The 23066-nt window shown below is 50.2% G+C and carries 21 protein-coding genes and 5 pseudogenes; 7 read left to right on the top strand and 19 right to left on the bottom strand.

The window, feature by feature from the left end:
• Positions 1 to 53 precede the first annotated feature (53 nt).
• Together frsA and gpt are read right to left on the bottom strand one after the other, a co-directional pair.
• Positions 54 to 1298 carry an esterase FrsA gene (frsA, locus tag A31E_RS20805; RefSeq protein ID WP_000189571.1) on the bottom strand — a complete coding sequence of 415 codons (1245 nt, stop codon included), beginning with the start codon at positions 1296 to 1298 and terminating at the stop codon, positions 54 to 56.
• 92 nt (positions 1299 to 1390) lie between these two features.
• Complete coding sequence (gpt, locus tag A31E_RS20810) at positions 1391 to 1849, bottom strand: xanthine phosphoribosyltransferase (RefSeq protein ID WP_001291991.1); 459 nt, start codon at positions 1847 to 1849, stop codon at positions 1391 to 1393.
• A 260-nt stretch (positions 1850 to 2109) separates the two neighbouring features.
• Here gpt and pepD point away from each other — a divergent pair, with 260 nt between their 5' ends.
• Positions 2110 to 3567 carry a cytosol nonspecific dipeptidase gene (gene pepD / locus A31E_RS20815; RefSeq protein ID WP_016248351.1) on the top strand — a complete coding sequence of 486 codons (1458 nt, stop codon included), beginning with the start codon at positions 2110 to 2112 and terminating at the stop codon, positions 3565 to 3567.
• Between the two features lie 58 nt (positions 3568 to 3625).
• Positions 3626 to 3868, top strand: a complete 243-nt coding sequence (locus tag A31E_RS20820) for a hypothetical protein (protein WP_001515785.1) — start codon at positions 3626 to 3628, stop codon at positions 3866 to 3868.
• A 2-nt stretch (positions 3869 to 3870) separates the two neighbouring features.
• Here the strand turns inward: A31E_RS20820 and A31E_RS20825 are convergent, their stop codons facing one another.
• From A31E_RS20825 to lafU, 6 genes are all read right to left on the bottom strand, one after another.
• Positions 3871 to 4401 (bottom strand): metal-dependent hydrolase, encoded by a 531-nt coding sequence (locus tag A31E_RS20825; protein ID WP_016248350.1) that lies wholly within the window; start codon positions 4399 to 4401, stop codon positions 3871 to 3873.
• A gap of 62 nt (positions 4402 to 4463) precedes the next feature.
• Positions 4464 to 5078, bottom strand: a complete 615-nt coding sequence (gene prfH, locus A31E_RS20830) for a peptide chain release factor H (RefSeq protein WP_016248349.1) — start codon at positions 5076 to 5078, stop codon at positions 4464 to 4466.
• Entirely contained in the window at positions 5075 to 6214 is a 1140-nt protein-coding gene (locus tag A31E_RS20835) for an RNA ligase RtcB family protein (RefSeq protein ID WP_024191835.1), read from the bottom strand. The genes prfH and A31E_RS20835 overlap by 4 nt, the downstream gene beginning before the upstream one ends.
• A 241-nt stretch (positions 6215 to 6455) precedes the next feature.
• Positions 6456 to 6908 (bottom strand): GNAT family N-acetyltransferase, encoded by a 453-nt coding sequence (locus tag A31E_RS20840; RefSeq protein ID WP_061090638.1) that lies wholly within the window; start codon positions 6906 to 6908, stop codon positions 6456 to 6458.
• Positions 6905 to 7960 carry a DNA polymerase IV gene (dinB, locus tag A31E_RS20845; RefSeq protein WP_001226159.1) on the bottom strand — a complete coding sequence of 352 codons (1056 nt, stop codon included), beginning with the start codon at positions 7958 to 7960 and terminating at the stop codon, positions 6905 to 6907. Before dinB ends, A31E_RS20840 begins: the two co-directional genes overlap by 4 nt.
• Positions 7961 to 8095: 135 nt before the next feature.
• Positions 8096 to 8863, bottom strand: a complete 768-nt coding sequence (lafU, locus tag A31E_RS20850) for a putative lateral flagellar export/assembly protein LafU (protein ID WP_000207585.1) — start codon at positions 8861 to 8863, stop codon at positions 8096 to 8098.
• On the opposite strand from lafU, the pseudogene A31E_RS20855 reads away from it, so the two are divergent.
• Positions 8829 to 10547, top strand: a pseudogene (locus A31E_RS20855) (flagellar biosynthesis protein FlhA); the annotation flags it as partial. The gene lafU and the pseudogene A31E_RS20855 sit on opposite strands and share 35 nt — an antisense overlap.
• A 115-nt stretch (positions 10548 to 10662) precedes the next feature.
• Here A31E_RS20855 and rayT read toward each other — a convergent pair.
• Both rayT and A31E_RS20865 read right to left on the bottom strand, forming a co-directional pair.
• On the bottom strand, positions 10663 to 11160 hold the full coding sequence (gene rayT / locus A31E_RS20860; RefSeq protein ID WP_016248347.1) for an REP-associated tyrosine transposase RayT: 498 nt from the start codon (positions 11158 to 11160) through the stop codon (positions 10663 to 10665).
• Between the two features lie 175 nt (positions 11161 to 11335).
• Positions 11336 to 12088, bottom strand: coding sequence for a C40 family peptidase (locus tag A31E_RS20865; RefSeq protein ID WP_016248346.1), 753 nt, complete (start codon positions 12086 to 12088; stop codon positions 11336 to 11338).
• A 312-nt stretch (positions 12089 to 12400) separates the two neighbouring features.
• Here A31E_RS20865 and dpaA point away from each other — a divergent pair, with 312 nt between their 5' ends.
• Positions 12401 to 13141: a peptidoglycan meso-diaminopimelic acid protein amidase gene (gene dpaA / locus A31E_RS20870; RefSeq protein ID WP_001225687.1), complete on the top strand. Its 741-nt coding sequence runs from the start codon at positions 12401 to 12403 to the stop codon at positions 13139 to 13141.
• Here the strand turns inward: dpaA and A31E_RS20875 are convergent.
• Positions 13112 to 13879: a class II glutamine amidotransferase gene (locus A31E_RS20875; protein ID WP_001515775.1), complete on the bottom strand. Its 768-nt coding sequence runs from the start codon at positions 13877 to 13879 to the stop codon at positions 13112 to 13114. The genes dpaA and A31E_RS20875 overlap by 30 nt on opposite strands.
• A 202-nt stretch (positions 13880 to 14081) precedes the next feature.
• Entirely contained in the window at positions 14082 to 14660 is a 579-nt protein-coding gene (gene lpcA, locus A31E_RS20880) for a D-sedoheptulose 7-phosphate isomerase (RefSeq protein WP_000284053.1), read from the bottom strand.
• A 239-nt stretch (positions 14661 to 14899) separates the two neighbouring features.
• Here lpcA and fadE point away from each other — a divergent pair, with 239 nt between their 5' ends.
• On the top strand, positions 14900 to 17344 hold the full coding sequence (gene fadE / locus A31E_RS20885; protein ID WP_016248345.1) for an acyl-CoA dehydrogenase FadE: 2445 nt from the start codon (positions 14900 to 14902) through the stop codon (positions 17342 to 17344).
• A 206-nt stretch (positions 17345 to 17550) separates the two neighbouring features.
• Here fadE and ivy read toward each other — a convergent pair whose 3' ends face one another.
• Positions 17551 to 17997 (bottom strand): Ivy family C-type lysozyme inhibitor, encoded by a 447-nt coding sequence (gene ivy, locus A31E_RS20890; protein ID WP_016248344.1) that lies wholly within the window; start codon positions 17995 to 17997, stop codon positions 17551 to 17553.
• A gap of 180 nt (positions 17998 to 18177) precedes the next feature.
• On the opposite strand from ivy, the gene yafV reads away from it, so the two are divergent.
• Positions 18178 to 18948 carry a 2-oxoglutaramate amidase gene (gene yafV, locus A31E_RS20895; RefSeq protein WP_001118059.1) on the top strand — a complete coding sequence of 257 codons (771 nt, stop codon included), beginning with the start codon at positions 18178 to 18180 and terminating at the stop codon, positions 18946 to 18948.
• Positions 18949 to 19182: 234 nt separating this feature from the next.
• On the opposite strand, the gene A31E_RS20900 is transcribed toward yafV, so the two are convergent.
• The 4 genes and pseudogenes from A31E_RS20900 to A31E_RS0122095 all read right to left on the bottom strand — a co-directional run.
• Positions 19183 to 19500, bottom strand: a complete 318-nt coding sequence (locus A31E_RS20900) for a hypothetical protein (protein WP_016248343.1) — start codon at positions 19498 to 19500, stop codon at positions 19183 to 19185.
• 94 nt (positions 19501 to 19594) lie between these two features.
• A pseudogene (locus A31E_RS23755) lies at positions 19595 to 20803 on the bottom strand (IS256-like element IS1414 family transposase).
• 107 nt (positions 20804 to 20910) lie between these two features.
• A pseudogene (locus tag A31E_RS20910) lies at positions 20911 to 21190 on the bottom strand (hypothetical protein).
• Positions 21191 to 21320: 130 nt separating this feature from the next.
• Positions 21321 to 21776 (bottom strand): annotated as a pseudogene (locus A31E_RS0122095) (RHS repeat-associated core domain-containing protein); the annotation flags it as partial.
• An 85-nt stretch (positions 21777 to 21861) separates the two neighbouring features.
• Between A31E_RS0122095 and A31E_RS26350 the strand changes: the two are divergent.
• A pseudogene (locus tag A31E_RS26350) lies at positions 21862 to 21984 on the top strand (toxin SymE, type I toxin-antitoxin system family protein); the annotation flags it as partial.
• A gap of 162 nt (positions 21985 to 22146) precedes the next feature.
• Here the strand turns inward: A31E_RS26350 and A31E_RS20915 are convergent.
• Complete coding sequence (locus A31E_RS20915; RefSeq protein ID WP_001515772.1) at positions 22147 to 22527, bottom strand: hypothetical protein; 381 nt, start codon at positions 22525 to 22527, stop codon at positions 22147 to 22149.
• A 2-nt stretch (positions 22528 to 22529) separates the two neighbouring features.
• On the bottom strand, positions 22530 to 23066 hold a 537-nt coding region (locus A31E_RS20920), incomplete at its 5' end, for an RHS repeat-associated core domain-containing protein (RefSeq protein ID WP_016248339.1).

Genomic DNA, 23066 nt, shown 5'->3' with positions numbered 1-23066 from the left:
ATCTCCTGTTGTGATGCAACTGTTTTACCAAATTGACAAAATTTAGCAAATTTTTAACACAATCGTTTTTCGATCCAGTCGGTGATTTCCTGAAGCGCTTTGTCAAAATTCCGATACACCGGATTAAATGGAATTTCTAACAATTTACCGTCGGCAGATGACGAAGTGATTAAGCGGGAATCCTCTTCCGGGCTGAACGGATCGTTCTTCCAGTAACCTGATAACATTGGCGTTGGGCAACGACGTCCCAACAATCCTTGCACTTTTAATGAATAGCGATTCAGCTCCACGCGCAACGCTTCGTCGGAAGCATCATGCATCCCCAAACGGCTGGCCAGTACGTCAAGATACATTTCCGGCACCTGTTGCTGGCACTTAAAATCACTCAACAAGGTGTGAACCACCGGCCCAAGACAGGCAACGGCTTTCAGACGCGGCGATTCAAGGTATGCGAGGCGCACGGCAACGTTAGCACCAAAACGGAAACCAAAGGCTGCGACGCGTGTGTGATCCACCCACGGCACGTTTGGCAACGCCTTTAAAACATGTTGGTGCAGCAAGCTGGAATCCTGGGTGAGTTTCCATTTTGAGGAAAAACCGACCGAAGGCATATCAATAGTCAGCATCGCAATGCCGCGCGGTGCAAAATAGCGCTCATAAAGGGAGTAATAGTCTGTTTGCATCGCATCCAAACCACCACACATTAATACTGTCGGGAATGGGCCATCGCCTTTTGGCATATGCAAAAAGCCAATGATGGGCGCGCCGCCCGGCACAGTAAACTCCATCTGCCGCATGGTGCCAGGCAGACGTTGCGCCGCTTCTTCATACGCGCGATTTGACAACGCCTGTACCTGTTCAGCCAGATCATCGCCCTTCAAGTGCGGATAGGCGGCAATATTGTACAACGTAGCAGCGTGCAGCCAGTGACGCCCGCTGACTTGCGGGTCTTCTTCCGCACAGGCTTTCTGTTGCCACAGCATTGCCTGGGTGGCCCACTCATAAATCCAGTTGCCACCGCGGTAGCCAATCACCGTATCGTATAAATCATTGTCGGTGCGTTCGGCATCGCTCATCACAATACGCGCCTGGACATCGAGGATTTCACGCGGATCAACGCCACGCCAGATCCACATCAGGCGGTTAATCATACGATACCAGTGAGGAATATTTTTGCCATCGAGGGCCGACTGCACCGACGGTTGCGTACCGCGGTTAAAACGGCGGACTAGCGTCGAGGTTTCAGGGTGTTTAAAGCGGGGTTTGAACAGGGTTTCGCTCAGGTTAGCCTGTGTCATGGATGCAGCCTCCAGGAATACTTACTGGAAGCTATTGTAACCTGCCTGACGTCAAAAAGAACAACGCCCGGCAAAGCCAGGCGTTGAAAAGATTAACGACCAGAGATAGGCGGAACGAACACCACGCCCATATCCCACGGCTGCTCAATCCAGGTATTTTGCGGGATATCAACAACATAATCATCAACCAGCGGACGACCAGCCGGTTTAGCGAAGATGGTGACAAAGTGCGCTTTTGGATACATTTCACGGATTGCCACCGCAGTACCGCCGGTATCTACCAGGTCATCAATGACGATGAAGCCTTCACCATCGCCTTCTGCGCGTTTCAGTACTTTCAGTTCACGCTGGTTGTCGTGATCGTAGCTGGAAATACATACGGTATCGACATGACGAATACCCAGTTCACGCGCCAGTAAGGCTCCGGGCACCAGACCGCCACGGCTAACGGCAATAATGCCTTTCCATTGTTCTGAAGGCATCAGGCGGCTTGCCAGTTTACGTGCATGAATCTGCAACATGTCCCAGGTGACGATGTATTTTTCGCTCATGTGAAGTGTCCCAGCCTGTTTATCTACGGCTTAAAAAGTGTTCGAGGGGAAAATAGGTTGCGCGAGATTATAGAGATCTGACGCACTAAAAACCAGTATTTCACATAAGTCCGCGTCTTTTTGCGCACTGCTACTACCTGTCGCTGGATAAAGTGGTATTCTCAAACATATCTCGCAAGCCTGACTTGTGCTGACAACATTTTCTGCTAACCCTGTGACCTGCAATACTGTTTTGCGGGTGATCGACAAGGAGACTTAACGTGTCTGAACTGTCTCAATTATCTCCACAGCCGCTGTGGGATATTTTTGCCAAAATCTGTTCTATTCCTCACCCGTCCTACCACGAAGAGCAGCTTGCTGAATACATTGTAGGTTGGGCAAAAGAGAAAGGTTTCCATGTCGAACGCGATCAGGTGGGGAATATCCTGATTCGTAAACCTGCCACTGCAGGTATGGAAAACCGTAAACCGGTCGTCCTGCAGGCTCACCTCGATATGGTGCCACAGAAAAACAACGACACCGTGCACGACTTCACTAAAGATCCTATCCAGCCTTATATTGATGGCGAATGGGTTAAAGCACGCGGCACAACGCTGGGCGCGGATAACGGTATTGGTATGGCCTCTGCGCTGGCGGTTCTTGCCGATGACAACGTGGTTCATGGTCCGCTGGAAGTGCTGCTGACCATGACCGAAGAAGCCGGTATGGATGGCGCGTTCGGCTTACAGAGCAACTGGTTACAGGCTGACATTCTGATTAACACCGACTCTGAAGAAGAAGGTGAAATCTATATGGGTTGTGCGGGTGGTATCGACTTCACCTCTAACCTGCATTTGGATCGTGAAGCGGTTCCGGCTGGCTTTGAAACCTTTAAGTTAACCTTAAAAGGTCTGAAAGGCGGCCACTCCGGCGGTGAAATCCACGTTGGCCTGGGTAATGCCAACAAACTGTTGGTACGCTTCCTGGCAGGTCATGCAGAAGAGCTGGATCTGCGCCTTATCGATTTCAACGGTGGCACACTGCGTAACGCCATTCCGCGTGAAGCCTTTGCGACCATCGCTGTTGCAGCCGATAAAGTCGATGCACTGAAATCTCTGGTGAATACCTATCAGGATATCCTGAAAAACGAGCTGGCAGAGAAAGAGAAAAACCTGGCATTGTTGCTGGACTCTGTAGCGAACGATAAAGCTGCACTAATTGCTAAATCTCGCGATACCTTTATTCGCCTGTTGAACGCCACCCCGAACGGCGTTATCCGTAACTCCGACGTGGCAAAAGGCGTGGTTGAAACCTCACTGAACGTCGGTGTGGTGACCATGACCGACAACAACGTAGAAATTCACTGTCTGATCCGTTCGCTGATCGACAGCGGTAAAGACTACGTGGTGAGCATGCTGGATTCACTGGGTAAACTGGCAGGCGCGAAGACCGAAGCGAAAGGCGCATATCCTGGCTGGCAGCCGGACGCTAACTCTCCGGTGATGCATCTGGTACGGGAAACCTATCAGCGTCTGTTCAACAAGACGCCGAACATCCAGATTATCCACGCGGGCCTGGAATGTGGTCTGTTCAAAAAACCGTATCCGGAAATGGACATGGTTTCTATCGGGCCAACCATCACTGGTCCACACTCTCCGGATGAGCAAGTTCATATCGAAAGCGTTGGTCATTACTGGACACTGCTGACTGAACTGCTGAAAGAAATTCCTGTGAAGTAATAACGATAACGTCCACGCCTGCGGGCGTGGACTGTTCAAGGATGAAGGGCAGAATTGTATGGCGCTTTACATTGAAATAACAAAGCATTATGAAACCCATGAAAAAGTCGCATATTTGTATAGCTGCGACCATATTTCATGGGGGGAATTTTTGATCACCAAAGAAAATTTCGCGCTGAAATCCGTGAAAGAGCTTGAAGGTGAAAAGCAGAGTTTTTTTATGCTCAGAGCCTGGGGCAAAGTCAGAAGAACATATTTAACCACGAGAGAATTTCCCAAGGAAATATGTTACGCAGCCTGACGTCAGAACAATTTTTTCACGCGTTTTACAATCATCATTTTGACATTACGCTTGCACCACACAGCAATAGCCGCCGTTACCAATATCAACTCCAGTAAAAACGACCAGTGTAATAAAAAATTTAGCCACCACGGCTGATGTACCGCCGTAATATGAAATAGCGCAAACGGTTTATTAACGAAAGGCATTAGCCACCAGATATCCCCAACCAGCGTATCAAGTAATAAATGTACAATACCATTCAGGCAAAATGTCACCCCCAACCACGGCGGAAGTTTATTCTTCGCGACGCCAGCCCAGAATAGCGTCGCAGCCAAAAGTGTGAACCATAGCAATGGCCAATGAGACGGGTAAAGATGATGATGACGTTGCCCGCTATCAATCAGATAGCACCAGAAGAGATCAAAATCGGGTGCAACTGCCCCGACTAAGCCAATAACCATCACCCTCCGCGCATGACGAGCAATCAGCGGCAAGCGTTTTACTAAAGTACAATTTATTAAATATCCAGCCGGAAGATGACCGATAAACATGATGATTCCTTTCGTTTTCACCCGCTGCTTTCACGGAGAAAACGGCGGGACATGTTCCTGAATTACACAGCGATAAAAGCCATCCCTGTAAACGTCCGTCGCGGGTTACCACGTTCAATCTGATGATGGAACATTCGCCGCTGCGATTTCAGCGCCGCACTATTTTCCTGTTGCTGTTGTTCCAGCTTCCAGGCAATCAGCAATCGCGCCAGCCGTCTGTTAGCATGCTGGCTACGTTCCGATTGTACCTTCACACAAATCCCACTTGCCAGATGCGTGGCGCGCACCGCCGAGTCGGTTTTATTGACATGTTGACCGCCCGGCCCCGACGAGCGCAACGTCTCATAACGGATCGCATCTGATTGTTCCTGCTCATCAGCGGTAAAACGCCCAATGCCCAGAAACCAGTTTTTACGTCCATGATGAGGTCGATACGGGCTTGGGCAAATCCACTGAATCGTACCACACCAGCGTTCACTTAATGCCCATGCATTATCGCCATCCAAAGAGGCCAGCGCCGAACGCAGCGTGTCAGAGTAGCGCCCCGTTTCTGTTTCCAGCACCGTTACCGCGACGCGCTGTTGGGTAGCTTCTTTAATCAGCCTGTCCAGCGCCTTTTTGACGGCGAGACAGCATTCTTCTGGCCCCTGGGCAGAGGAGAGTTGCAACAAGATCATCCTTTTTTCCCTCCACTGTTTTTGAGCGTCAGTACCGGACGCAACCGCGCGACTGGATTAACTAAACCGGCCCGTACCAGGCATTGCACCACGCTTTCTGCTGATTTATAGGCCTGCGGCGCTTCTTCGAAGATGAGTTGTTTATCGCGGCAAATTACCCGGCTGCCAAGTTCAGTACGCGAGAGTTGCGTCACGGTGTATTTCGCCGCCAGACGCCCTTTACACTCGGTACGTCCCCATTTGCGTCCTGCCCCATGCGCCAGCGAATGTAATGTTTCTTCACAAATGACAGGCTGAACCAGCCACGAGAAATCACCGCGTGAGCCGGGGATAACCACCAGACCGCTATCATCTGGCGTTGCCCCTTTACGATGTAACCAGCCTTGTTGATCGCCAATTTGACTCGCGGTAATAAAGTTATGTGCCACATCCAGAACCAGACTTCCCGTCGCCTTCACCTGCTGCATCATGCGCAAAGCAATCATCTGGCGATTCATACGCGCAAACGCCAACGCATCGTCATGCTCCGCGATATAACGTAGCGCGTCGTCACAGACTTCTGGCAAGCCATGATGAGAAAACGAGGCAATATGTCGCTGTAAAATAGACTGCCCCAAACCACGCGAGCCGCTATGAACCAGCAGTTGCAAATACCGCGCATCCATACCAGCCAGTGCAAACAACTCAGCGTTGATGATTTGATCAATCTGTTGCAGTTCAGCGAAGTGATTGCCGCCGCCGATGGAACCCAGCGAGCTGCGCCACGGATGCTGTGCAAACGCTGACGGCAGGTTTTCCTCCAGCCAGCTTTCTTCGGCAACATCATCCAGAGCAGACAATCGCTTTTCAAACTTATCGGCATTGTATTTGCGGGCAAGGATATCTGTTTGCCATAGCGCCATGCCGCAACCGATATCATTGCCGACCAGCGCCGGGTAAAAACGCCCAACGGAGAAGAAGGCTGCGCCAATCGGGTAGCCGCGTCCGGGGTGTAAATCTGGCATCCCTACTACGCGTTGCATATCGGGAAGTTTTGCTGTGGTGTGTAATTGTTGGATCGCTGAACTCTCGATCCACAGGTCATCGGATGCGATGGTAAATACCGCATCGGATAAAGGACGAATATATTTGCCCATGTACCATTCCATTTATACTCATCATACTTCAAGTTGCATGAGCTGCGACTCAAATTATCAAGAGTAACAATTAAAAAATCAGAAAATGGCAGACGAATCCAGGGCAAAAAAAAGAATTAATCCTGGAAAGGTCTGCAAAGCGTCATTGATAAAGAATTTGTCATGATTGACCTCCTTGCAGTTTGTGGAATAAGAAAACGCGCACATACTAGGCAGGCAATATTTACATTGCAAGCTGGAATTAATCTGGCTGCTGATAACGCATATAAAAATTAGTCAACCACTCTCCCCGGCATTCAACGTTCTGCTGCTTAACTACCTGAAAACCATAACGTTCAAAAAAGGGTTTCGCCGTTATGCTGGCATTTACTGTAAGTTCGGATTCAGACTTAATCGATGGTTTTAACAAGGCGCTGGCGACACCGCGGCGGGTGTATTTCGGGTCAACAAATAATAAGTCGATATAGCGGTCAATTAGCGTAATAAATCCGACTGGTTGCTCATCAATGACCGCAACCCGCACTTGTGATTGCGCGATTTTTTTCTTCCAGCGTGTTTCATCAATCTGCGCCCAAGCGGCAATTTGCTGCGGAGAATAATGTTGGCTAGCCGTCATCGTAACCGCTCTAAGGAAAATAGCGCATATGTGCTGAAAATCTCCGGGCCGATAGTCTCTTATTGATATGTTATTCATAACCCCAACACCAGTTGTCTTTCCATTTGCGGATCCAGCAACGTCACATGCAAGCCCACCAGCCGCACACCGCGCCCGCTGCGGCGTTCATCCCAGGTTTTACGCGCGGTGGCGATTAGGTCAGCTTTATTCAATCGCGGCCAGACATGTTCCTGAGTGGTTTGCTGAAAATCGTCGAACTTTAACTTCACCCCCTGACGAGCAATCAGCAAATCTGGTTTTACCTTCGCCAGACGGCGTTCCAGCTCCGGGTATAGCCGCTCAATGATCGCTTCACATTCAGACCAGTGATGAATATCTTCCGCCATCGTGCGTTCCACGCCGACGGATTTGCGCAGGCGTTCGCTGTTAACATCGCGCTCATCGATGCCCTGACTACGCTCCCATAAAATGTGGCCAAATTTGCCAAAACGTTTGAGCAACATCACCAGATCATACTTTTGCACATCGCCGCAGGTTCGCAGCCCCATCGCTTCCAGTTTTGCCGCCGACACTTTGCCGACACCGGGAATTTTCGCCAGCGGCAGGGTTTGCAGAAATGCCGGAACGTCAGCCGGAGTAATCACAAACTGACCGTTGGGTTTATTCATGTCAGAAGCGATTTTAGCGAGAAACTTTACCGGCGCGACGCCCGCAGACGCCGTCAGTTGCAACTCGTTAAAAATCGTCTGGCGGATTTCCTGGGCAATGAGGGTCGCAGAACCGTGGCAATGTACGCTGTCGGTGACGTCAAGATAGGCTTCATCCAGCGACAGCGGTTCAATGCGCGAAGTGTAGCGCGAGAAGATTTCGCGGATATGATTCGAGGCTTCTTTGTAAGCGTCAAAGCGCCCCGGAAGCAGCGTAAGATGTGGGCATAATTTGAGCGCCATACCGGTCGGCATTGCACTGCGTACACCAAATTTACGCGCGGGATAATTAGCGGTGCTGATCACCCCCCGACGTTCGCGGCTGCCGCCAATAGCAATAGGGATATCGCGCAGGGCGGGATTGTCGCGCATCTCCACCGCTGCGAAAAAACAGTCCATATCCACATGAATGATTTTACGCATTGCTCACCTCTCAACACTGGTAAAGTATACAGTGTTTTCAGGGTTTGAGAAATGCGTAAAGATTCAGCAATCTGCCCCCTTATCGCCGGATGCGACGCTGGCACGTCTTGTCCAGACTACAAGAGGTAGTTTTTGCTACCCGTGCTGTTTATCCAGCTTTTGTACCAACGGCTGCACCACTTTGTCGCCATGCTGGCCAAAATATTGATACAGCGTATCGGACGCGCTTTTGGTCAGCACCATAATCTCAATACGTCGGTTACCCGCGCTTTGCGGATTTTTGGTATCCAGCAACATCTGGTCAGCCATCGCACTCACCTGCATCACTTTATCTTCTGGCATTCCGGCTTCTTCCAGCACGCGACGAGCCGAAAGCGCGCGGTCGCCCGAAAGGTTCCAGTTGTTGTAGATATTGTTTTTATAGGCCATCGCATCGGTATGCCCGGTAATAATAATTTTGTTATCGAGCGAGTCGAACACCGGCGCGAGCTCCACCAGCAGGGTTTTAAAGAACGGCATAATCTTCGCGCTGCCGCGTTCAAACATATTGCGGTTCTGGTCGTCTTTAATCAGCACGCGCAATCCCTGCGGGACAATTTCCATCTCCAGATTCGCTTCCATATGCGCATCGCGGGCGATGATGTTGATATCGGTCGCCAGTTCGCCAAGCTCGGTGGCGGATTTCTTCTTAAGCAGCGCCGTTTTCTCGTTCACATCGCGCACTTTTTTCTCCGTCTCTTCCGGCACCGCCACGGTAGCGGGTTTCGGCGGGTGGGTCGGGCTAATTTTATTTAACGGCGACAATCCACCGCCGTTGAAAATCGACTGCCCGTGCAGCGCGGCGATAATGCTTTCCCGCTCAGATTTACTGACGCTGTTGACAATCAACTTTATCGTCGTCACCAAAGGAGCCGAGCGTATTTCCGAGGTTTCTGCCCGCTTTACCCTGGACGCGATGCCCGGCAAGCAGATGGCGATTGACGCCGATCTTAACGCCGGATTGATCAACCAGGCACAGGCGCAAACCCGGCGTAAAGACGTTGCCAGCGAGGCCGATTTCTACGGCGCGATGGACGGGGCGTCGAAGTTTGTGCGTGGCGATGCCATCGCCGGGATGATGATTCTGGCGATCAACCTGATCGGCGGTGTCTGTATCGGGATTTTCAAATATAACCTGAGCGCCGATGCCGCTTTCCAGCAGTATGTGCTGATGACCATCGGTGACGGGCTGGTGGCGCAGATCCCTTCCCTGCTGCTCTCCACGGCGGCGGCGATTATCGTCACCCGCGTCAGCGATAACGGCGATATCGCCCATGACGTGCGTAACCAGCTCCTGGCAAGCCCGTCGGTGCTCTACACCGCCACCGGAATTATGTTTGTGCTGGCGGTGGTGCCGGGAATGCCGCACCTGCCGTTCCTGATGTTCAGCGCCCTGCTTGGCTATACCGGCTGGCGAATGAGCAAACGCCCGCAGGCAGCGGAGGCGGAAGAGAAAAGCCTCGAAACGCTGACCCGCACCATCACCGAAACCAGCGATCAACAGGTCAGTTGGGAAACCATTCCGCTGATTGAGCCCATCAGTTTAAGCCTCGGCTACAAGCTGGTGGCGCTGGTGGATAAAGCGCAGGGCAACCCGCTCACCCAGCGTATTCGCGGCGTCCGGCAGGTGATTTCCGACGGCAACGGCGTGCTGTTGCCGGAGATCCGCATTCGGGAAAACTTCCGCCTCAAGCCCAGTCAGTACGCCATTTTCATCAACGGCATTAAGGCTGATGAAGCGGATATTCCGGCGGATAAACTGATGGCCCTGCCCTCCAGCGAAACCTACGGCGAGATTGATGGCGTTCTGGGTAACGACCCGGCGTATGGAATGCCGGTGACCTGGATACAGCCTGCGCAGAAAGCGAAGGCGCTGAATATGGGGTATCAGGTGATCGACAGCGCCAGCGTGATTGCCACCCATGTGAACAAGATTGTACGCAGCTATATTCCTGATTTGTTTAACTATGATGACATCACGCAGTTGCATAACCGCCTGTCGTCGATGGCTCCGCGACTGGCGGAAGATTTGAGCGCGGCGCTGAACTACAGCCAGTTGCTGAAGGTGTACCGGGCTCTGTTGACCGAAGGCGTTTCCCTGCGCGATATCGTCACCATCGCCACCGTACTGGTCGCCAGTAGCACGGTGACCAAGGATCATATTCTGCTGGCGGCCGATGTGCGCCTGGCGCTGCGGCGCAGTATTACCCATCCGTTCGTTCGCAAGCAGGAGCTGACGGTGTATACGCTGAATAATGAACTGGAAAATCTGCTGACCAACGTGGTGAATCAGGCGCAACAGGGCGGGAAAGTGATGCTCGACAGCGTGCCGGTTGACCCGAATATGCTCAACCAGTTCCAGAGTACGATGCCGCAGGTGAAGGAACAGATGAAAGCGGCGGGGAAAGACCCGGTGCTGCTGGTGCCGCCGCAGTTACGCCCTTTGCTGGCGCGCTACGCAAGGTTGTTTGCGCCGGGGCTGCATGTGCTGTCGTATAACGAAGTGCCGGATGAGCTGGAGTTGAAGATTATGGGGGCGTTGATGTAAGAATCCGGCATCGGTGCATATTGCCGGATGCGGCGTGAACGCCTTATCCGGCCTACGGTTAAGGCACAAATTTGTAGGCCGGATAAGCATAAGCGCATCCGGCACCAGCGCACAATTACAAAATGATACGCTCCCCGGCACTAAAATCCATTACGTCTCCCGCCCAATCGATGGGATATAACCCTTTCGTGACATCGCGATGAAACGTTGAGAATGGCCAATCACTTACTTGCTTTACCCAGCCATGTTTTACTGGATTTATATAAATATAATCAACATGATGGCGATAGTCTTTGGTATTGCGGATGGCGTGCTCCCAAAAACGCGGTTGCCAGATATTTTGCAATCCACAAGCATGGGTGAATTGCTTTTTAATCTCCCGCCAGCGAGAAGAAAAATCATCATCGCTCTCGGGTAATGTCCAGATACAGTGCATATGCTCCGGCAAAACTACCCAGGCGTTAATTTCAAAAGGTCTGGCTCGCTTAACTTTAACAATGGCGTTACGGAGCATCTGATACTGGGTGGTCAAAAGCTGGCTTCGACGATTCCGTAAATTTACCGTGAAAAACCAGGTTCCCCCCTTGATGTAATAACGACGATATTCAGACATAGCGACTCCTTTTTCTCAACGGTAAGAAGAAAAGGAAAAGTCGACAATGAGGTTATGTTATATCGGGAAAGCGGCTCGCAAAAATGCACAGATTTGTAGGCATGATAAGACGCGCCAGCGTCGCATCAGGCATCGGAGCACAATTGCCGGATGCGGCGTAAACGCCTTATCCGTCCTACAAAATCGTCTCTTCCGTCAAAATCCGCCGAGCACCTAAAAAATGGTCCTGCCAGAAAGGTTCAGCTAACCGGCTTATCCGAATGGTTTCGCCGGTACGTGGCGACTCGATAAATTGCCCATCGCCCAGATACACGCCCATATGATCGGCTATCTCGCGGCTGTGGATATGGAAAAACAGCAAATCTCCCCGGCGCAGGTCGTTATTCGCCACAATCGTTGCCCGATGGTAGTGATACATCTCATTGGCCGTGCGCGGGAGCTTCGCCTCGAGAATTTTGTTGTAGGCATAAAAAACCAACCCGCTGCAGTCGAAGCCTTTATCAGGCCGCGTGCCGCCCCAGACGTAAGGCTTACCAAGCTGTTGCTCCAGGCGGTTGATCGCCACTTCGGTGATATTGTGCAGGTGGTCGCTGCTTAAGAAATGGTTGTTTTCTGCCAACGCCTGCCAGCGTCTGTCACTCGACTTGAGCGGCGCAGGAAACCATTCTGGATGCTGTTTTATCTGCTCGCGGTTGTGCTGGCGCAGCGCCCTTCTGCTTTGTGCGTTCCCTTCTACAATGTAGCTGGCCTGTTTTTTCAGATGCGCGTGGTATCGCTTTAGCAATCGCGCACGGTTTTGCATCCGCTGGCGGGCGGCGTAACTGAAGGAGGTGTGTGATGTGGGAGTGGCGTTGGCAAATATAGGAAGCCAAAGGGACAAAGAAAACACGCCCAGGCGCAGAAATCTGCCGTGAGAGAACGAATACATGAAGGATATAAACTGGCTGAATGAAGGTGATAATTTTAAAGGAGCGGGTGGGTAAATAGGATTATTAATCGCTTATTTGCATATTACTATTGCAGTTTCATAACCTTAGGAAATAAGTAATAAATCCGCTATACAGCCGCTTTTCGGACTTTTGAAAATCGCCCCTTATGCTAAATTTGTAAACCCAGCACCGACAGGCTTGCGTAAAACTCTTTTGGTGCTAATGTGAGCCTTCCAAATCCAGACTATTCCGATTTGGGATCTATTTTGCCGCCCTGGCGTGTGTAACCGTTTTATCAAGGAATAAGCAGTATGCGTAAAATCGCATTAATTCTTGCGATGTTGTTGATCCCGTGCGTTTCGTTTGCCAGTTTGCTGGGCAGCGGTAGTTCCACCACGCCAGTGAGCAAAGAGTATAAGCAGCAGTTGATGGGATCCCCTGTCTACATCCAAATCTTCAAGGAAGAGCGCACGCTCGATCTCTACGTCAAAATGGGCGAGCAATATCAATTACTCGACAGCTACAAAATTTGTAAATATTCCGGCGGGTTAGGCCCCAAACAGCGTCAGGGCGATTTCAAAAGTCCGGAAGGGTTTTATAGCGTTCAGCGTAATCAATTAAAACCAGACAGCCGTTACTACAAAGCAATTAATATTGGTTTCCCCAACGCCTATGACCGCGCGCATGGTTACGAAGGGAAATACCTGATGATTCACGGCGATTGTGTTTCTATCGGTTGCTACGCGATGACCAATCAGGGTATTGATGAGATTTTCCAGTTCGTTACTGGCGCACTGGTGTTTGGTCAGCCGAGTGTGCAGGTGAGCATTTATCCTTTCCGCATGACCGACGCCAATATGAAGCGCCATAAGTATTCCAACTTTAAGGACTTCTGGGAACAACTGAAGCCGGGCTACGACTACTTTGAACAGACTCGTAAGCCACCGACGGTTTCTGTCGTCAATGGCCGTTACGTGGTCAGCAAGCCGTTGAGCCACGAAGTGGTGCAACCACAACTGGCATCAAACTACACGCTCCCCGAGGCAAAATAAGCGCCATTCGCCTGGCATAATCTTTTGCCAGGTTTCATTGCCCGTCAGCGGCTGAGTTGCAATCACCGTGACCACATCATTCGGTGTGGTCTGCGAGCTGAAGTCGATTTCCACATCCTGATCCAGCAACGTTGCCACGCCAAACGGCGCGCGGCGGGTGATCCAGTGCAGATTGGTTGAACAATACGCCATCACGTAACGTCCGTCCGAAAGCAGCATGTTGAAGACGCCCTTCTGCCGCAGTTCATCCGCCAGTGAGGCGATATATTTAAATACCGCCACCATGTTGCCCGGTGTGCGCGGATAACGCTGCGTCAATTTATACAACAACCAGCAGAAGGCTTTTTCGCTGTCGGTTTCGCCCACCGGGCGAAAGTTGCCGGTTTCCAGTGATTTATAGCCCGTCAGTTGCCCATTATGCGCATACGTCCAGTTGCGTCCCCACAGTTCACGGGTAAACGGGTGAGTGTTTTCCAGCGCCACCTCACCCCGATTCGCCTGGCGAATATGAGCGATTACCGAGCAGGATTTTATCGGATAGTCCTGAACCAGTTTGGCGATGGGGGAATTAAAGCTGGGTTGTGGATCTTTAAATGTGCGACAACCTTTTCCTTCGTAAAAAGTGATCCCCCAGCCATCTTTATGCGGCCCGGTTCCACCACCGCGCTGCACAAGCCCAGTGAAACTAAAGCAGATATCGGTTGGGACGTTGGCGCTCATCCCGAGCAGTTCGCACATCGGTAACCTCCACAACAGCAGGGGAATGCCCCCGGCGAAGATTGGTTTAAGGATTTTCTGGCCGGACGCGGCGTAAACGTTTTATCCGGCCTACAGTTCGGGTACAGATTTGTAGGCATGATAAGACGCGTCAGCGTCGCATCAGGCATCAGCGCACAAATGCCGGATGCGGCGTAAACGCCTTATCCGGCCTACGCCAGACTTACTTAGCCATCTCTTTTTCGATTAACTGGATCAGAATATGGATCACTTTAATGTGAATTTCCTGAATACGGTCGGCATAGCCAAAGTGCGGAACGCGAATTTCAATATCCGCTGTGCCAGCCATTTTGCCGCCGTCTTTACCGGTCAGGGTGATCACTTTCATCCCCTTCTCACGCGCCGCCGCGATCGCTTTGATCACGTTTGCAGAGTTACCGGAAGTGGAGATCCCCAGCAGCACGTCACCTTCGCGACCTACCGCTTCAACGTAGCGGGAGAAAATATCGTTAAATCCAAAATCGTTACCGACGCAGGTGATGTGGCTGACATCAGAAATGGCAATCGCCGGATAGCCCGGACGGTTTTCACGGTAACGACCGGTCAACTCTTCTGCAAAGTGCATAGCATCGCAATGGGAGCCGCCGTTGCCGCAGGAAAGCACCTTACCACCGGCTTTAAAGCTGTCTGCTAACAGGACCGCCGCGCGCTGAATGGCGTGAATATTGGCGTCATCTTTTAAAAAGTTAGCCAGCGTTTCCGCCGCTTCGTTCAGTTCGTTACGAATAAGATCCTGGTACATGAGGATATCCTTCAGCATAAATTAAATAGACAAAATGCAGTGTACCGGATACCGCCAGAAGCGAGAAGTCCAGGGCAGCGCAATGGCCAGGACTTTTTGACCTGAAGTGGGGATAAAAACAGCAACAATGTGAGCTTTGTTGTAATTATATTGTAAATACATTGCTAAATATTTTTACATCTACTACAACCATATCATCACAAGTGGTCAGACCTCCTACAAGTAAGGGGCTTTTCGTTATGATGATTTTGAGTATTCTCGCTACGGTTGTCCTGCTCGGCGCGTTGTTTTATCACCGCGTGAGCTTATTTTTCAGCAGTCTGCTTTTGCTCGCCTGGACAGCCTCCCTCGGCGTCGCAGGTCTGTGGTCGGCGTGGGTACTGGTGCCTCTGGCCATTATCCTCGTGCCGTTTAACTTTGCGCCTATGCGTAAATCGATGATTTCTGCGCCGGTGTTTCGTGGTTTCCGTAAGGTGATGCCGCCGATGTCGCGCACCGAGAAAGAAGCGATTGATGCAGGCACCACCTGGTGGGAAGGTGACTTGTTCCAGGGCAAACCGGACTGGAAAAAGCTGCATAACTATCCACAACCACGCCTGACTGCTGAAGAGCAAGCGTTTATCGACGGTCCGGTAGAAGAAGCCTGCCGGATGGCGAATGATTTCCAGATTACCCATGAACTGGCGGATCTGCCGCCGGAGCTGTGGGCGTACCTTAAAGAGCATCGTTTCTTCGCGATGATCATCAAAAAAGAGTACGGCGGACTGGAGTTCTCGGCTTATGCCCAGTCTCGCGTGCTGCAAAAACTCTCCGGCGTGAGCGGGATCCTGGCGATTACCGTCGGCGTGCCGAACTCATTAGGTCCGGGCGAACTGCTGCAACATTACGGTACTGACGAGCAGAAAAATCACTATCTGCCACGTCTGGCGCGTGGTCAGGAAATCCCTTGCTTTGCACTGACCAGCCCGGAAGCGGGTTCCGATGCGGGTGCGATTCCAGATACCGGGATTGTCTGCATGGGTGAATGGCAGGGGCAGCAGGTGCTGGGAATGCGTCTGACCTGGAACAAACGCTACATTACGCTGGCACCGATTGCGACCGTGCTCGGACTGGCGTTTAAGCTCTCTGATCCAGAAAAACTGCTCGGCGGTGATGAAGATTTAGGTATTACCTGTGCACTAATCCCAACCACCACGCCGGGCGTGGAAATTGGTCGTCGCCACTTCCCGCTGAACGTGCCATTTCAGAACGGACCGACACGCGGCAAAGATGTTTTCGTACCGATCGATTACATTATCGGCGGCCCGAAAATGGCCGGGCAAGGCTGGCGGATGCTGGTGGAGTGTCTCTCGGTGGGCCGTGGCATCACCCTGCCTTCCAACTCAACCGGCGGCGTGAAGTCGGTGGCTCTGGCAACCGGTGCGTATGCTCACATTCGTCGTCAGTTCAAAATCTCTATCGGTAAGATGGAAGGGATTGAAGAGCCGCTGGCGCGTATTGCCGGGAACGCCTACGTAATGGATGCTGCGGCGTCGCTGATTACCTACGGCATTATGCTCGGTGAAAAACCCGCCGTGCTGTCGGCTATCGTTAAGTATCACTGTACCCATCGCGGGCAGCAGTCGATTATTGATGCGATGGATATCACCGGCGGTAAAGGCATTATGCTCGGGCAGAGCAACTTCCTGGCACGAGCTTACCAGGGCGCGCCGATCGCCATCACCGTTGAAGGTGCCAACATTCTGACCCGCAGCATGATGATCTTCGGTCAGGGAGCGATTCGTTGCCATCCGTATGTGCTGGAAGAGATGGAAGCGGCGAAAAATAATGACGTTAACGCATTTGATAAGTTGCTGTTCAAACATATCGGTCACGTCGGTAGCAACAAAGTTCGCAGCTTCTGGCTTGGTTTGACGCGCGGTTTAACCAGCAGCACGCCAACCGGCGATGCGACTAAACGTTATTATCAGCACCTGAACCGCCTGAGCGCCAACCTCGCCCTGCTTTCTGATGTCTCGATGGCGGTGCTGGGTGGCAGCCTGAAACGTCGTGAGCGTATCTCGGCACGTCTGGGGGATATTTTAAGTCAGCTTTACCTCGCCTCTGCCGTTCTGAAGCGTTATGACGATGAAGGCCGCAATGAAGCCGACCTGCCGCTGGTGCACTGGGGCGTACAGGATGCGCTGTATCAGGCTGAACAGGCGATGGATGATTTACTGCAAAACTTCCCGAACCGCGTGGTTGCCGGGTTGCTGAATGTGGTGATCTTCCCGACCGGACGTCATTATCTGGCACCATCTGACAAGCTGGATCATAAAGTGGCGAAGATTTTACAAGTGCCAAACGCCACCCGTTCACGCATTGGTCGCGGTCAGTACCTGACGCCGAGCGAGCATAATCCGGTTGGTTTACTGGAAGAGGCGCTGGTGGATGTGATTGCCGCCGACCCGATTCATCAGCGGATCTGTAAAGAGCTGGGTAAAAACCTGCCGTTTACCCGTCTGGATGAACTGGCGCACAACGCGCTGGCGAAGGGGCTGATTGATAAAGATGAAGCCGCCATTCTGGTAAAAGCAGAAGAGAGCCGTCTGCGCAGTATTAACGTTGATGACTTTGACCCGGAAGAGCTGGCGACGAAGCCGGTAAAGTTGCCGGAGAAAGTACGGAAAGTTGAAGCCGCGTAATGCCGAAAGGTTTCATTTGAGACTGATGACAAACGTAAGATTGCCTGATGTGCTACGCTTACCAGGCCTACGTGATTCATGCAATATATTGAATTTTCACGATTTTGTAGGACGGATAAGGCGTTCACGCCGCATCCGGCATGAACAACGCGTACTTTGTCAACAATCAGAACGGAGCCGAAAGGCTCCGTTTCTTTATCCGCTAATTATTTAAAATTAAAGCCATCCGGATGGTTTTCCAGGCTGCCGGTCAACGCGGCGAACAGCACCGTTTTACCATCAATCGAGAGCGCATCGTTCACATTCAGCCAGGTGAGCTTCTCTTGCGACGTTTTCTCATCAATAGTCGAGAACAACCCCGTCATCTGATTAGATTTCTCGGACCACATCACCGCAATACGTTGCGAGCCGCAGTCATGCGGTTTGCACGCACTCATCACCTGATACGTCTCATCTCCCAACGTCACTGTTTGCGCGGGGGTATAAGTACCGCCTTTTATCACCCAGGCGGGCAACTTATGCCCTTCCACCATCTGATTAAACGCTGCTTTGGTGGCTTCACCCTTTGCCAGGCTGCTAATGGTTAAATCATCCTGCGCCATTGCACTGGTGGCGATGACCAAAGCGGCGACTGTCGTTATTGCCTTAAACATCATTCCTCCCGAGCTTATCCTGCCCATGTTATTAACGCCCTAAAGATTGGCTATAACACAGTAATTTGCAAATAAGATATTTCCAATATCAGCATTTGTTATCAATCTCTACCGCAGTAAGGTAATAACCCGATAAAGTGTTAAAGTTATAAAACCCCTCAAATAAAGGAGTTGTACACCGTGCCTGGTTTGAAGATTACGCTTTTGCAGCAACCGTTGGTGTGGATGGATGGTCCTGCCAACCTGCGCCATTTTGATCGTCAACTGGAAGGTATTACCGGGCGCGATGTGATCGTTCTACCGGAGATGTTTACCAGCGGCTTTGCCATGGAAGCTGCGGTTTCATCGCTAGCGCAAGATGATGTTGTGAACTGGATGACCGCTAAAGCGCAACAGTGCAATGCGCTGATTGCAGGTAGTGTTGCATTGCAAACGGACGCTGGTTCGGTTAATCGATTTTTGCTGGTAGAGCCAGGCGGCACGGTGCATTTTTATGATAAACGTCATCTGTTCCGGATGGCGGATGAACATCTGCATTATAAAGCAGGCAATGAGCGAGTGATTGTGCAATGGCGCGGCTGGCGTATTTTGCCGCTGGTGTGCTACGACCTGCGCTTTCCGGTGTGGTCGCGCAATCTCAATGATTATGACCTCGCAATCTACGTTGCCAACTGGCCTGCCCCGCGCTCTTTGCACTGGCAAGCATTGCTGACGGCACGCGCGATTGAGAATCAGGCGTATGTCGCGGGATGTAATCGCGTCGGCAGCGATGGCAACGGCTGCCACTATCGCGGCGACAGCCGGGTGATTAATCCGCAAGGCGAGATTATCGCCACCGCCGAACCACATCAGGCTACGCGTATAGACGCTGAACTTTCGATGGTGGCGTTACGGGAGTATCGCGAAAAATTCCCGGCATGGCAGGATGCGGATGAGTTCAGGTTGTGGTGAAATCAGCGCCAGATAGGTGAGAGAAGCGGGAGTTGAGATCGGCACGAACCTTACCGTGAAGATCTCGGAGGGATGCCTAAGCCTGATCGCAGAAAGCGACGAAGTACAGGAACTGAGGAAGGAAATTTATCAGGTTAAACAGTCTGTTAAGGGGATGCGGGACGGGATGTTTAGTGTGATGAACGAGAGTTAAATAATAAAAAAGCCGGGAAGATGATCCCGGCTCATTATAAATTAAACTCGCTCACTTCTAAGTAAAATAAATTTTGCAGATTTCAATATGATGTATTTTAATTCAGAAGGTCTGGATGTATCATTAATATAAAGAAGATAATTATGTTCTGGATAATCCATCTCATCAGGTTCGTCATCTAATAAATCAATATTTTCCTTTAAGATAAAATGTTCATGCTTCTTATCACCTGAAATATAATAGACACCATGATAAGAACTATCCCTTTCGATAAAAAATATATTCAGCGACGACTCCAGTAATTCACGAGCCTCATTTAAATCTCTTCCAGAAAATCCATACAAATCATAGTAACTCATTGTTAACTCACAAATTATGGCAATATTATACTTGGTACTCTACCAGTTGCTGCTGGAATAGAGCCTGTTTAAGATTCTGTGTAAATGCCTTTTCTCAGAAGTGACCGTCCAGGCGGTCACCGAACTCGATAATAAAGCGGCTCATTGCCATTCGCCAGTCCTTCAACGGCATCGTCCATTTCTGGGACGCAGACTGGATTGCCAGCCACACCACTTTTTTCACCGAGTCGTCTGTCGGGAACACTTTACGCTTTTTGATCGCATGGCGGATCACGCTGTTTAGCGACTCGATGGCATTCGTCGTATAGATCACTTTGCGGATGTCCGTTGGATAAGCGAAGAACGTGGCAAGATTCGGCCAGTTAGCCTGCCAGCTTCGGCTTATCTGAGGATAGCGACAGTCCTAGGCCGCAGCGAACGCTTCCAGTGCCTGCTGGCCTGCCTCTTCCGTGGGAGCCTGATAAATCGCTTTCAGGTCGCGAGTGACGGCTTTGTAGTCCTTCCATGACACGAAGCGCAGGCTGTTGCGCACCATATGCACGATGCATAACTGGATGCGGGCCTTCGGATATACTGTGTTGATGGCATCCGGGAAGCCTTTCAGGCCATCCACACAGGCGATGAGGATATCGTTCAGACCGCGGTTTTTCAGTTCAGTCAGCACATTGAGCCAGAACTTCGCCCCTTCATTTTCGGCCAGCCACATACCTGGCAGTTCTTTCTGACCTTCGATATTGATGCCCAGTGCCAGGAACACCGATTTGTTGATGACGCGACTGTCCTGCCGAACTTTCAGGACGATACAGTCAAGATAAACAATGGGGTAAACAGCATCCAGTGGTCGGTTTTGCCATTCTACAACCTGCTCCATCACGGCATCGGTAACCTTTGATATCAGTGCCGGTGAAACATCTGCGTCATACAGTTCTTTGAACGCAGCAGCTATCTCACGGGTGGTCATCCCTTTGGCATACAACGAGAGGATCTGGTTATCCATCCCGGTAATACGGGTCTGATTTTTCTTTACAAGTTGTGGTTCGAAGGTACCGTCACGATCGCGCGGAGTACGCAGTTCCAGTGGACCGTCGCCTGTGATAACGGTCTTTGTGGAAAAACCGTTGCGGGAGTTAGCTCCTGGTCTGGACTGATTTTTCTCATACCCAGGATGGTGTGTCATCTCTGCATTGAGAGCGGCTTCAACGCTGAGCTTTTTCAGCAGCCGATCAAACTGACTGAGGTCTTCAGGGGTTTTGAGGTTTTTGGCCAGTTCGTTAGCCAGAGCCTGTAACTGTTTTTCGTCCATAAATTAACCTTCATTTGATGCTGGATTGAACATATCAAAATCAGGCAATTACACAAATCTATGTACAGGCTCGGGAGATTAAATATCTCCCCGGTTTTTTAAACGCTTTAATTTAATCCTTTTGGTTTTATTTCAGGATGCTTTTCATATAACGGATTCATTATTTTAATAAGCATTCCACCCATTATAAAGCCAACCGCATCCCGGTATGCCTTAAATTCATCTTCATCACAGTGAGATTGAACAACAGCAACGGACTCATCAAGTTCCTTACCGAATTTCAACATTAATTCACTAATTAATATAGCTGTATTTTTATCGCTAACCATACACTCTCCTGTAATAAAAAATATCAACAACCTTGATTTTCTTTACATTCGTTAACACAATTCCAGAAAGCAAATCCGTTACTTTTTGTAGGTAAGGAAGAAAATGAACATTTACTGATACAATTATTTTCAACCATTTTGCACCTTAATAACTCACCAGGATCACCTATATCGACACCACAAGTAATAAGACCAAGAGGATCAATATCTGTAATAGGATTCAATGGATACGTGTAAGGGTTTAAACCACCTTTCAGCCCTATCGGATCCTGGCTGATAAACCGCCCGCACTCCGGCGCATAATATCTGAACAGATTGTAATGCAGCCCCGTTTCTTCGTCAAAGTACTGCCCCGGCAGTCGCAGCGGCTGTTCAAAGTACGCCCCGCTGTTGCTGATGTTGCCCCGGTTTTCACCAAATCCCGCCTGGTAGCCCGCCCACACCAGCGTCCCGTCCGCTGCGCTCACCTCCTGCACCGTGTCCGTCACGTCCGTGTGGTAATACCAGATTTTCCGGCTTTCTCCACGCCCGGTGATTGCCGCCACTAGCGTGTACGACTGTTCCGCGTCGTACAGGTACGTCCGCTTTCCCTGCCACGTTGTCTCCTGCAACAGCCGGAATCTTTCCCACACAAACGTTGTCCGCCGCTGTTCCCTCTGCCCCATACTACCGGTCAGCCAGCCGCTCCGGTCATAGCTGAACACCAGGCAGCCTGTCATTAATGCCACTGGGTGGCTGACCATCATCGCTGACAGCGACGAAGTGCAGGAACTGAGGAAGGAACGTTATCAGGTTAAACCGTCTGTTAAGGGGATGCGGAACAGGATGTTTAGTGTGCTGAACGAGAGTTAAATAATAAAAAAGCCGACAAGATAATGATTAACGACAGCGAATCTGGTTTCGAGAGAATATTTTGGCTTTGCCATAAAAAACTGCACCTTAATCAGTTGGGTGTCCAACTTTTGGGGTGCAGTCCAAAGTTTTAAAACCTTCCCGGCTTTTTATTCTGTCTTATTATAATGGATACTCATCATCTTCCGATGAATTTATAAATTGCTCCAAGTTTACATGAAGAGTACTTAACCTAGCTTTTAACTCATTAAGTGAAGCGATAACTTCATATTTTCCAACATAATCATATGATGGATCGTATTCATTATCTATGTCAGAAGCTAAAAATGATGATATTCGTAGTTTAAATTTAGCGTCATCTTTACTACATTCATTAGCATAAGGTGAATGCCCTATCATAGCATATTCATCTAATCTAAAAGGATAAGATGGTTTTAATTCATCGATCAATGAAATTTCAACCCATGTTCTATATCCAGGCATTAATGGACTAATTTCTTTGAGCAAAACCTTTCCACGTAACAATGTATTGAGATTGTTCATTATTATGTCTCCCACGGGAAAAATATATGTATAACACTCCCATCATGTTGATGAACTTGTAAATGTGGTAAATCACCATCAGGATTTCCTGGTCCATGACCTGATACTCTATATGGAGGTTTTGTTACAGAAGGATCTTTTATATCATCCCAATGATATGAACCTGCTTTTGTTTTATTTCCAGTAAGATATTCCATTAAGTTCTTAGTGCTTGGGCCTGACTCACCTGTCATATTTTTATAGTTATGACCTAAATATCTATCCATAAACAATTGTTCAGCGTCACTTCTAGACCTAACAGTAACTTTGGTTTCACCACTATCTAATAAACGATTCGCTTTTTGGTTGCTAACAGCACATGGAGTTAATCCAAGCGGATCAATATATTTAAGAGGATTAGGCGCATAAGCATACTGGTTCAGCCCACCCGCCAGCCCTATCGGGCCCTGGCTGATAAACCGCCCGCACTCCGGCGCATAATATCTGAACAGATTGTAATGCAGCCCCGTTTCTTCGTCAAAGTACTGCCCCGGCAGTCG

It is taken from the genome of Escherichia sp. KTE159 (assembly GCF_000408805.1).
GTDB classification, from domain to species: Bacteria; Pseudomonadota; Gammaproteobacteria; order Enterobacterales; family Enterobacteriaceae; genus Escherichia; species Escherichia marmotae.
Note: the sequence above shows the minus strand (reverse complement) of the source record. Positions and strands in the feature narration are given on the sequence as shown.